At 72.7% G+C, this 11,630-nt stretch carries 8 protein-coding genes; 4 read left to right on the top strand and 4 right to left on the bottom strand.

Features of this window, described 5'->3' with window-relative positions; all coding sequences use genetic code 11:
* Positions 1-2 precede the first annotated feature (2 nt).
* On the bottom strand, positions 3-1,559 hold the full coding sequence (gene proS, locus WME89_RS23640) for a proline--tRNA ligase (RefSeq protein ID WP_437664038.1): 1,557 nt from the start codon (positions 1,557-1,559) through the stop codon (positions 3-5).
* 262 nt (positions 1,560-1,821) lie between these two features.
* Between proS and WME89_RS23645 the strand changes: the two genes are divergently transcribed.
* Positions 1,822-2,718, top strand: a complete 897-nt coding sequence (locus WME89_RS23645) for an isoaspartyl peptidase/L-asparaginase (protein ID WP_437627495.1) — start codon at positions 1,822-1,824, stop codon at positions 2,716-2,718.
* 15 nt (positions 2,719-2,733) lie between these two features.
* A complete protein-coding gene (locus tag WME89_RS23650) occupies positions 2,734-4,248 on the top strand; it encodes a phytoene desaturase family protein (protein ID WP_438011367.1) in 1,515 nt (504 codons plus the stop codon).
* Positions 4,249-4,350: 102 nt separating this feature from the next.
* Here the strand turns inward: WME89_RS23650 and WME89_RS23655 are convergent, their stop codons facing one another.
* Complete coding sequence (locus WME89_RS23655) at positions 4,351-6,048, bottom strand: sigma 54-interacting transcriptional regulator (protein WP_438011368.1); 1,698 nt, start codon at positions 6,046-6,048, stop codon at positions 4,351-4,353.
* Between the two features lie 323 nt (positions 6,049-6,371).
* Complete coding sequence (locus tag WME89_RS23660; protein WP_438011369.1) at positions 6,372-7,307, bottom strand: hypothetical protein; 936 nt, start codon at positions 7,305-7,307, stop codon at positions 6,372-6,374.
* 326 nt (positions 7,308-7,633) lie between these two features.
* On the opposite strand from WME89_RS23660, the gene WME89_RS23665 reads away from it, so the two are divergent.
* Both WME89_RS23665 and murJ read left to right on the top strand, forming a co-directional pair.
* Positions 7,634-9,118, top strand: a complete 1,485-nt coding sequence (locus tag WME89_RS23665) for an alkaline phosphatase family protein (protein ID WP_438011370.1) — start codon at positions 7,634-7,636, stop codon at positions 9,116-9,118.
* A 66-nt stretch (positions 9,119-9,184) separates the two neighbouring features.
* Complete coding sequence (murJ, locus tag WME89_RS23670; RefSeq protein ID WP_438011371.1) at positions 9,185-10,840, top strand: murein biosynthesis integral membrane protein MurJ; 1,656 nt, start codon at positions 9,185-9,187, stop codon at positions 10,838-10,840.
* Here murJ and WME89_RS23675 read toward each other — a convergent pair.
* On the bottom strand, positions 10,809-11,423 hold the full coding sequence (locus tag WME89_RS23675) for a protein-tyrosine phosphatase family protein (protein ID WP_438011372.1): 615 nt from the start codon (positions 11,421-11,423) through the stop codon (positions 10,809-10,811). The genes murJ and WME89_RS23675 overlap by 32 nt on opposite strands.
* Positions 11,424-11,630 lie beyond the last annotated feature (207 nt).

Here is an 11,630-nt window from a genome sequence, read left to right on the forward strand (position 1 = left end):
GCTCAGTACGACTTCGCGAACACCACCCGCCGCGGGCTCGGCTTGCCGGTGAAGATGCACTGCCCCTCGCCGCTCAGCGCGTCGGCCCACGGCGCGCCCTCGAACCCGCCGGTCGGGATGCAGCGGATGGTCACCTTGTGCGCGTCCTTCACCGCCGCCTCGATCTCGGGATCGCCCGACCAGTGCGCGAGCGCGAACCCGCCTTGCGCCTCCTTGTCCCCCTTCGACCCGAAGAAGGCGTCGAAGTCGGCGCGGCTGTTGATCACGTGCGTGTTCGCGTCGCGCGTCGCGAGCGCGCGCGCGTAGAGCGTCGCCTGGATGTCGCCGAGGAGCTCCGCGATGCGCCCCGTGATCTCCGCGCGCGCCATGCTCGACTTCTCCTTCGGCGAGCGATCCCTGCGCGCGACCATGGCGACGCCGCCGTCGACGTCGCGCGGCCCGATCTCGATCCGGAGCGGGACGCCCTTCTTCACCCACTCCCACTGCTTGTCGCCGCCGCGGATGTCTCTCCGGTCGATCTCGACCTCGACGGGCCGCTCCCCGAAGCGCTGCGCCCGGAGCTCCTTCGCGAACCCGTCGATGTACTCGTCGACCTTGGCGCGCGTGTCGTCGCCCCGGTAAACGGGCAGGATCACGACGTGCGCGGGCGCGAGGCGCGGCGGGAGCACCAGGCCGTCGTCGTCGCTGTGGGTCATGATGAGCCCGCCGACGAGGCGCGTCGACACGCCCCAGGACGTCGTCCAGGCGTACTCCTCGGTCTCCTCCTTGGTCTGGAACTTGATGCCGCTCGCCTTCGCGAAGTTCTGCCCGAGGAAGTGGCTCGTCCCGGCCTGCAGGGCCTTGCGGTCCTGCATCATCGCCTCGATCGCATAGGTGTCGACCGCGCCGGGGAAGCGCTCGCTGGCCGTCTTCGGCCCCTCGAGGACGGGCATCGCCAGGAAGTCGCGCGCGAACGTCGCGTAGACGCCGAGCATGCGCAGCGTCTCCTCGCGCGCCTCGGCCTCGCTCGCGTGCGCTGTGTGCCCCTCCTGCCAGAGGAACTCCGTCGTCCGCAGGAACAGGCGCGTGCGCAGCTCCCAGCGCACGACGTTCGCCCACTGGTTGATCAGCAAGGGCAGGTCCCGGTAGCTCTGGACCCAGCTCGCGAACGCCGCGCCGATGATCGTCTCGGACGTGGGGCGCACGATGAGCGGCTCCTCCAGCCGGGCCTGGGGGTCGGGGATGAGCCCGCCGCCGGGTCCGGGCACGAGCCGGTGGTGGGTGACCACGGCGCACTCCTTCGCGAACCCCTCGACGTGCTCCGCTTCCTTCTCGAGGAACGACTTCGGGATGAACAGCGGGAAGTAGGCGTTCTTGTGCCCGGTCGCCTTGAACATGGTGTCCAGCTCGCGCTGGATGTTCTCCCAGATCGCGTAGCCCCACGGCTTGATCACCATGCAGCCGCGGACCGGGGAGTTCTCCGCGAGGTCGGCCGCGCGCACGACCTGCTGGTACCACTCGGGGTAGTCCTCGTTCCGCGTGGGCGTGATGGCGGTCTTCGGCGCTTCGTTCTTGGCCACGGTCTCTGCTCTCCTCGATGGGCGGCCTTCGACCCGGCCGCGCTCGCCCGCAGCGGGCGGGCGGCTGGCGCCGGCCCCGCTCCGGGACTGGACGCGCGACGTATCAGGAGCGCGGCAGGGTGTCGAGCGCAGCGGTCCCGCCCGGCGCCTCGCGGCCTCCCCGCCCGACGAGGCGCGACCCACCCCGCCCCTGGCCCGCGCGCCGCGCGTCGTCCGGCCAGCTTCGCGGCGGGGCGCGGCCATGGTACGCGCAGGGGAACGAGTGAAGTACGTCATCCTCACGCACGGCGGGGTGACCGCGCCTCAGAGCGGGGCGGAGAGCTGCACCAGGGCCGCCGACGACGCGCTGGGCGCGCTCGACGCGGGCGGAGAGGCGCTCGCGGCGGCGATCGCGGCGACCGCCCGGCTCGAAGATGATCCGCGCCTCAACGCCGGGACGGGCTCGAACCTCCGCCTCGACGGGCGGACCATCGAGATGGACGCCGCCGTGATGGCCAGCGATGGCCGGTTCGGCGCCGTCGCGTGCATCGAGCGGGTGAAGAACCCCGTCCTCGTCGCGGCGAAGGTGCTGGAGACGCCGCACCTGCTGCTCGCCGGCGCCGGTGCGACCGCCTTCGCGCGCCGGCTCGGGTTCGCCGACCACGATCCGGCCACCGACGAGGCGCGCGAGAGGCACGCCCGCGCCGTCGCCGCGCTGCGTGACGGCGGCGGAGACGGCGACCAGACGGACGACGCGGCGCGGTTCCATGCGCTCACCGCGAAGCGGTTCTGGAACTTCGACGCCGAGCCGATCGAGTGCGACACCGTGGGGGCCGTCGTGCGCGACGCGCACGGCCGCTTCGCCGCCGCGGCGTCGACCGGCGGATCGAGCTACTCGCTCCGTGGCCGCGTGGGAGACGTGCCGCTGATGGGCGCCGGGATCTACGCCGGCCCGCACGGCGCCGTGGCGGCGACCGGGGTCGGCGAGGAGATCGCGCGGCGCCTCCTCGCGCGCGCGATCTATGACTGGCTCGCCGACGGCGTCGCCCCGGCCCGCGCCGCGCAGCGCGGCGTCGCGATGTTCCCCGAGGTGCTCGCGATCGGCGTGCTGGTCGTGGGGAGGAGCGGCCAGGCGATCGCCTCGAACCGCAACATGCCGAGCGCGCAGCTCGTGGGCTGAGGACCCCAGACGACGATGCAAAGCCGAGATCCTGATGCGATCGTGGTGGGAGCGGGACCGAACGGCCTGACGGCGGCGGCGTACCTCGCCCGCGCGGGCTTCTCGGTGCTCGTGCTCGAGGCCGAGCAGGAGCCGGGGGGCGCCGTGCGCACGCGCGAGGTGACGCTCCCGGGGTTCCGCCACGACCTCGGCGCGGCGTTCTTCCCGTTCGGTCAGACGAGCCCCGCGCTGCTGCCGCTCGATCTCCCCGGAGCCGGCCTCGTCTGGCGGCATGCGCCGGTCGACAGCGCCCACCCGGCGCCCGACGGGACCTGCGCCGCGATTGCGCGCGACGTGGAGGCGACCGCGCGATCGCTCGGCGAGGACGGCCCCGCGTGGCGCCGGATCGCCGGCTGGCACGCGGCGACGCGCGAGCGGATGCTGAACGCGCTCCTGTCGACCCCGCCCGCGCTCGGGTCGATGCTGCGCTTCGGGCCGCTCAACCTGCTCCGCCTCGCGCAGGTGGCGCTCTCCAGCGGCCGTGGCTTCTCGACGCGCACCTTCAGGACCGAGGCCGCCCGGCGCGTGATCCCCGGCCTCGCCCTTCACACCGACGTGGGCCCGGAAGATCCCTGCGGGGCGATCGTCGGCTTCATGCTCACGCTGCTCGCCTCGAGCGGCGGGTTCGCCGTGCCCGAGGGCGGCGCCGGCGCGGTCACGGCCGCGTTGCTCCGGCGCGTCGAGGAGCGTGGAGGCAGCCTCCGCTGCGGCGCCCGGGTGGAGCAGATCATCGCCAGGCAGGGCCGTGCCGCCGCCGTCCGGCTCGCCGGCGGCGAGGAGATCAGCGCCCGTCGCGCGATCGTCGCCGACGTCGCGGCGCCGACGCTCTACCTCCGCCTGCTCGCGCCAGAGCTCGTGCCGGCCCGGGTGCAGCGCGCGATGCGCCGGTTCCGCCAGGGGTTCGGCACGTTCAAGATGGACTGGGCGCTCGACGGCCCGGCGCCGTGGTCGCACGAGGACGCCGCGCGCGCGGCGGTCGTGCACGCGGGCGACAGCCTCGACGATCTCGCCGAGTTCACGCGGCAGGTGCGCGCCGGCGCGCTCCCCGAGCACCCCTACCTCGTGATCGGACAGCAGTCGCTGGCCGATCCGACCCGCGCGCCGGCCGGGCGCCACACGCTCTATGCCTACTCGCGCGTCCCCTCCTCCGTCGACGGCGGCTGGGCGGCCTCGCGCGAGCGGTTCGCCGATCGCATCGAGGCGCGGATCGAGGAGCTCGCCCCCGGCTTCCGGCAGCGGATCCTCGCCCGGGCGATCTGGGCACCGGACGATCTGGAGGCGATGGACGCAAACCTCATCGGCGGCGATCTCGGCGGAGGCTCTGCCGATATCCGACATCAGATCTTCTTCCGGCCGGTGTTCCCCTACTTCCGCTATCGAACGCCGGTCCGCGGACTGTACCTCGGCTCGTCGTATGCGCATCCCGGCGCCGGGGTCCACGGAGCGTGCGGGCGCAACGCCGCCCTGGCGGTGCTGCAGGACGAGGGCTGAGGCGTCAGGAGCGCCGCCCGGAGGTGCCGCAGGACGAGGGCCGAGGCTGAGGCGCCAGGGGTCGTCTCTTCCGCCTTCCGCCCGCCGCCTCCGCTCAAAGGCTCACTTCGATCGCGACGGGGGGCCGTCCCGGTAGTCGGAGCGCTTCAGGCCGTGGCTGGCGATCTTCTCCTGCAGCGTGCGCAGCGGCATCCTGAGCCGCCGCGCCGCCATCGCCAGGTTGCCGTTGGTCGCGCGGAGGGCGTCGAGGATGATCTCGGCTTCGAGACGGTCCATCTGCGCCTTGAGCCCGATCGTCGGCGCGGGACCGGGCGTCGCCACCTCCACGAGCGGCCGGGACGGCGGCGGCGTGGAGCGCTTGCGCGCCGAGAGGGTCTGGATGCTCTCCGGCAGATCGAGCTGCGTGATCACGTTGCCCCTCGCGATGACGACGGCGCGCTCGATGGCGCTGCGCAGCTCGCGCACGTTGCCCGGCCAGGGGTACTGCTCCAGCAGCGCGAGCGTCTCCGGATCGAGCGACCGCACGTTCCGTCGGTGAACCTCGTTCGCCTGCCGGAGGAAGCGCTGCGCCAGCGGCGTGATGTCCTCGCGCCGCTCGCAGAGCGGGGGGATGCGCAGCGGCACCGCGTTGAGCCGGTACAGGAGATCCGAGCGGAACGCGCCCGCCTCGCACATCGCCTCGAGATCGCGGTACGTGGTCGCGACGATCCGCACATCGACCTCGATCTCCCTGGTCGATCCGATGCGGACCATGCGGCCGGTCTCCAGGAGGCGCAGCAGCGCGGCCTGCGAGGAGGGCGGGAGGTCGCCCACCTCGTCGAGCACCACGGTGCCGCCCGAGCACGTCTCGAAGACCCCCTCCTGCGGCTGGGTCGCGCCGGGATAGGCGTTGGCCTCGTGACCGAAGAGCGTGCTCTCCAGGAGCTGCGCGGGAACACCGCTGCACCCGACCCGGATCATCTGCTTCTTGTGACGCGGGCCGGCCTCGTGGATCAGCCGCGCGAGCACGTCCTTGCCCGTCCCCGTCTCGCCCTGCACGAGCACCGGCGCAGACGAGCGCGCGAGGCGCATGGCCGTCTCGAGCACCGGCCGCATCGCGGGGCTGCGCATCACGAGCCCCTCGTCGTTGACCGTGCGCACGCCGCCCGCCGGCGTCGGCCCGCCCATCAGGTTGTCGAGGCTTGGCAGCTTCCTCCGCTCCGAGATGCCGCGCCGCGCGTCCAGCGCGTCGATGTTGAGCACCGGCAGCTCGGCGCTCGCGATGATGCGCAGCGACGCCGTGATCTCCCCGAGCACCACCTCGTCACCAGGCTTCAGGCTGCCCTGCTCGATGCGCTGCCCGCTCAGGAAGGTGCCGTTCGTGGAGCCGAGATCCTCGATGAGCACGTCGCCGCGCTGGAAGGTGAAGCGCGCGTGACGCCGCGACAGGCTGCGCTCGGGGATGGCGACGTCGGCGGTCGGATCGCGGCCCACGACGACGCCGACGCCCTCGGTGAGCCGCACCGTCTCGGCGCCCTGCCGGTGGTAGATGATGAGCAGCACGTGCGGCTGCGTCCCGCGATCGCGGCTCAGCTGCGTCAGCGCGTCGCGTACCTGCGACATGGCGATCGGGTCTGTCACACCGAGCTGCGACTCGGCGTGGACCTCCTGCGCGGCGGGGTCCTCGGTCGACGCGCACGGCTGCGGGGCCGCGGCTTCCAGGGGCGAGTCGCCCTCCGCACGCCCGTCCTCGGGCGCGCCCGGCCCGCTATCGTCCGGCGATGGGAAACTCCACGGAGCGGCCGGACGCGAGTGATTCATACGTTCTCTCTCATGCGTGCCCGAGGAGTCCCCGGCGCCGGGATGCTGGCCCGCGAGCCCTGCTCGCGCTCATCCTTTATCTTATGACCATAAGCCGCAGGTAGGCCACCGCGCAAGGCGCGAGCACCCGGTCGGCGGCGGGCAGCTCCCTCGACCACGCCTCGTTCACACCCCGTCCACGTCTCGGCCGTCCCTGCCCTCCGCCGCCGTTTGCGCTGCTTCTGTCGCTTCGCGCTCTCGCTGCCGCTTCTCGTCCATTTCAGGAACGTGGCGACTGCGCGCAGCGACACGCTGCGCGCCGCGCGGCGCGCTGTTTACCCACCTCACGCACCGCGCGTGACCTGCTCGCCAGAGCTGGGCGACCGCGCCGAGGCCGCGGCCAGCTCCTGGGCGCGGCAGTGCGCGTCGAAGCGCGAGCACGGGGCGTCCTCGAGCGGCGGGAGCTCCGCGTAGCCGCGCGGACCGGCGATCTCGTTGAAGCACCGCCCGAGCCAGCCCGGGATGACGAGCGCGTAGGTGCGCGCGAGCCGCCTGGGATCGTCCAGGGTGCGCAGCATCGCCTGATAGGTGACCTCGCCGTAATTCGCCTTGAAGGCGGCCGCCTGCTCGGGACGCGCCACCCAGCTCATGACACCCGCGCGATCCGCCTCCGGATGGAACTGGACCGCCTCGACGCCCGGCGCGACCTGCAGCCCGAGGATCGCCCGGCCCTTGGAGACGCCGTCACGGCTCTCGCGGGCGAGGAGCTGGCCCCCGAGGGAGCCCAGCTGGCGCTCGTCGAGATTCACGGCCTCCCAGTTGCGGTGCTCGAAGGCGAAGAGGCGCTCACCGAACGGGGACAGCAGCGGATGCTGCTGTCCCACGGGGGTGGTGTAGATGGGCATGACGCCGAATTTGCGGTCGGCGCGCGGCACGACGTCGGCCAGCCGGTAATGATGGACGACGAGCTCGAACGAGTAGCAGATCGCGAAGAGGGCTCGCCGGTCCGCGCCCCCGCGGATCGCCGACTCGACCACGCCGTCCACCAGGCGACCGAAGTCGAGCATCCACGGCTCGCCCTCTCCATCAAACGGAGAGCCGGGCCCCCCCGACGAGAGGTAGAGATCGCAGTCCGTGGGGATGGGCGCGTTGGTGTCACGGGGAGACACCTCGACGACCTCGCAGGCCACGCCCGGATTGTGCGTCTGGACACGTTCGAAGAACGCCGAGGCAAGCCCGTGCAGGCAGCGCATCGCCTGGTTCGCGTGGCCATTGTTCATGTCCACGATGCACAGACGCAGCGACCGTAGCGTCCGGCCGTTCGCAACGGTGTCTATCCCGGCGGGCGTAGGTGGGAGTGGATTTGAGCTCATCGGATGGTGACGGAATGCAGACGTAGGCCCCCGTGATTTCTACCCATACCACCCGGCAGACCCCGCGAAAAGAAAGGTTTTCCTGGTCACCTACCGTCACCTACCGGACCCTGCGGTGGACGAACAGACCAGGAGCTCACCAAAAGTCCTTCCGCGGCTCCGCGTTCCTGAGGATCCTGTGTGTGATGAAAAAACGGAACGTTTCGCCGCGTGATCCTCTGACTCGCCGCCATGTGCTGACAGGGCTCGGCGCGGCCCTCGGCGCCGCGACGTTCGGGTGTAGCGCGGCGGAGAGCGCGGCGGTGCACGAGAACGACGCGTCGAGCGCGGGTCACTCGGGCGGGAGCAGCGGATCTGGCGGCGCGGGCGGATCCGGAGGAGCGGGCGGATCCGGAGGAGCGGGCGGCTCGGTGGAGGCGGGAGACGTCGGGGGCGGCGCGCCTGTGGATCGGTGCGTGGAGACGCTCGGCCTGAGCCCCGCAGAGCTGCTGGCGCCCATCAGCACGATCGTCGTCCTCTGTATGGAGAACCGCTCGTTCGACCACTACCTCGGCTCGCTGCTGCTGAAGGAAGGAAGGCAGATCGACGGCCTGACAGGGAGGGAGTCGAACCTGGCGCCGGATGGAACGCTGGTCTCGCCCTTCGAGCTCGACAACTTCACGCCCGCTGACCCGCCGCACAGCTGGGACGCGGCCCACGCGCAGTGGAACCAGGGGAGCAACGACGGGTTCGTCGTCGCTCACGCAGGGCCCCATCAGCGCGACGTGATGGGGTATCACGTGCGGGAGCAACTGCCGATCCTCTACGCGCTCGCGGACGCGTCGGCGGTCTGCGATCGCTGGTTCTGCTCGGTGCTCGGCCCGACCTGGCCAAACCGGTTCTTCCTGCACGGCGCGACGTCGAGGGGCGTCTCCAGGAACGTGCCGGTCACGGGGTTCACGAGCGTGCTCGAGCTGCTGAGCGACGCCGGGATCTCGAGCAGGAACTACTACCACGACGTGCCGTGGTGCTCGGGCGCGTACTTCAGGTTCAAGGGCGTCTCCGGGATCGAGCGCTTCTTCGAGGACGCGGCCGCGGGGCTCCTCCCCTCGTTCTCGATCATCGACCCCCAGTTCTTCGGCGCCACCGCGAACGACGATCACCCCGACCACGATGTCCAGCTCGGGCAGGTGCTCATGGCCAGCATCTACAACGCGCTGGCGAGGAGCCCGCAGTGGGGCCAGTGCCTCTTCGTGATCACCTACGACGAGCACGGAGGCTTCTTCGACCACGTCGCGCCGCCCACGACGATGGACGACGATCCGCTGTTCGCTCAGCTCGGGTTCCGGGTTCCGTCGATCGTCGCGGGCCCGTTCGTCCGGAGGGGCTGCGCGGTGAGCACGGTGCTCGATCACGCGTCGATCATCCGCACGCTGGAGACGCGCTTCGGCATCCCCTCGCTGAACGCACGCTCGGGCGCGTCGAGCGATCTGTCGTGCTGCATCGACCCGACGCTCCTCCGCGATCCCCAGCGGCCGATCGTCCTGCCCGAGGTCGAGATCTCCCTGTCGCAGCTGCGCCGGCGGACCGAGACCGGGATCTCCCAGCCGGAGCTGTGGGAGGCGGCGGAGCGCGGGCTCATCCCGCGGCACCTGGATCGCCGGCGAGAGGGTCCCGACATCGCGCGACGGGTGCTGGCCAGCGCCGAGCGGCTCGGCGCGGCGAGGATCCGCGACTGAGCTGCCGGCCGCCGGATCGCCGACGCCGAGTCGCCCGGGGCCGGGAGGTCTGATAGAAGCGCCGCCGTGCCGCCCGATCCCGATCCGCCCGCCGCCGCACCGGCGGGGACCACGCCGGCGAACGCAGCCCCGGGGGCGCCCGCGGCGACCGGCGCGACGCCGCCGGCCGCCGGACAGGGGGCCGCGCTCAGCGCGGCGCGATCGTCGGCGATGGTCACCGCCGGGATCATCCTCTCGCGGCTCATCGGGCTCCTCCGCCAGCGGGTGACGGCGCACTTCTTCGGGACATCCGAGCTCGCGGACGTGATCGCGGCGGCGTTCCGCGCGGGGAACATCACGCAGAACCTCCTCGGCGAGGGGACGCTCTCCGCGACCTTCATCCCCGTCTACGCGCGCCTCCGCGCGGCCGGCGACGCGCGCCGCGCCGCGCACTTCGCGCTCTCGGCGCTGGGGCTCCTGCTCGTCGCCGCCGCGGCCGCGTCGGCCCTCGGCGTGCTCGCGGCGCCGTGGCTGTCCTTCCTGGTCGCGGCGGGCTTCAGCGAGGAGAAGCTCGCCAGCACGACCCGGATCGTCCGGATCGTCTTCCCGATGACCGGGCTGCTCGTGCTGTCGGCGTGGGGCCTCGGCGTGCTGAACGCGCACCGGCGGTTCTTCCTCCCCTATGCCGCGCCCGTCGCGTGGAGCGCCGCGCAGATCGTCGGGCTGCTCGCGTGCGGTGCGTGGCTCGGGATGCGCGGAGAGCCGCTCGCCGAGGCGCTCGCGTGGAGCGCTTTCGCCGGCGCCGCGCTGCAGCTCGCGCTGCTGCTCCCCGCGGCGCGCGCGCTGCTCGGCGGGCTGACGCCGCGCCTCGACGCGGGCGACCCGAGCATCCGGGAGGCCGGCGGGAAGCTGCCCGCGGCGCTGCTGGGGCGCGGGATCATCCAGGTCTCCGGGCTCGTCGACACGCTCCTCGTCAGCTTCCTCGGCGCCGGCGCGAACGCGGCCTTCAACTACGCGCAGACGGTCTACCTCCTGCCGATGAGCATCCTCGGCGTCGGCGAGGCGGCGGTGGCGTTGCCCGAGATGGCGCGCGACACGGCCGAGGCCGACGTCGCGCGTCGCAACGAGGCGCTGTCGCGCCGCCTCGGGGCGTCGCTCGCGCGGATCACGGTGCTGACCTTGCCGACGACGGCCGTCTTCATGCTGCTCGGGCGGGAGCTCATCACGCTGCTGCTCCAGACCGGGACGTTCGATCGGACGTCGACGGCGAGGGTCGAGCCGCTCGTGTGCGCGTACGGCCTCGCGCTGCTCGGGAACGCCGCGGGGCGCGTGCTGATCACGGCCTCGTTCGCGCTGGGAGACACGAGGACGCCGGCGCGCTACGCGCTCTACCGGGTGCTCGTCAGCACGGCGCTCGCGCTGCTCCTGATGCAGCGGCTCGATGTGCTCGGCGTGGTGCTCGGCGCCGTCGTCGCCGGCTGGGTCGAGGCGATCGCCCTCGCGCGGCGCGTGCGGCGCGAGATCGGCGGGCTCGGGCTGGTTCAGATCCGGATCGGCCGCGTCGCCGCGCTCACGGCGATCTCGGTCGGCAGCGGCGTGGCGCTCCGGGCGGCGCTGCCAGATGCGCTCGCCGCCACGCCGTGGGGCGCGGCGCTCATCCTCGCGTCGTGCGGCGGCGCCTTCGCCGTCGCGGCGCCCGCGCTCGGGCTCTTCAGCCTGCGGTCCCTCCTGCGCCGGAGGTGATCGCGATCGGCTCCGCGCCCGCGGGCCCTCCCGCGTGCGCGCGGTGCCAGGCGACGTAGCGCTCGACGAACTCCCGCTGCACCGCGCGCAGCGCGACGCGCGGGCGCCGCCGCTCGATCAGCGCGATCGCCTCGCCCACCTCGAGGCCGCCGCGGGTCGCGAGGTAGCAGAGCGCGAGCGTGACGCTCCTGCCCACGCCGCTCGCGCAGTGGACGTGGACGCGGTGGCCAGCGCCGACATGGCGCTCGATGAACGCCACGCCGCGCGCGGCCTCCTCGATCGTGGGGGCGCACATGTCCCAGCAGGGGACGCGCAGGTACTCCACGCCGGCCGCGCGCAGCGCGAACACCGGATCGTAGAGCTCACGGGACACATTGATCACCGCGCGGACGCCGAGGCGGCGCAGCTCGGCGACGTCGCCGGGGAGCAGGAACCCACCCACGAGGAGCTCCTGGCTCACCCACGTACGCCAGGGGTGCCGCGGTCGGAACGACGCGGTAGCGCGGCGCAGCGCCAGGAAACCATAGAAAATCACGGCGTACGGCGCGAGCAGGAGCAACACCAACGCGGGGCGAAGGCGCACGAGCCTCTCATGGCGTCGATGCGCGCGCGGCGCCAGCGGCCGGCCGGGCGGCGCGCGACGGACATCGCGCATGCGGGCAACGCCGTCGAACTTGGCCCGCGACGCACAGGTCGGGCATGCGTCGGCGGATGCCGCTCGCCGCCAGGCCGACCGCCGTCTCCCGGCCGCTTTCCCTGCAGATCCGCTCGGCGCCGCTGCCCTGCGGGC

Origin of the sequence: Sorangium sp. So ce321 (genome assembly GCF_051530195.1) — a bacterium.
Classification (GTDB): Bacteria; Myxococcota_A; Polyangia; order Polyangiales; family Polyangiaceae; genus Sorangium.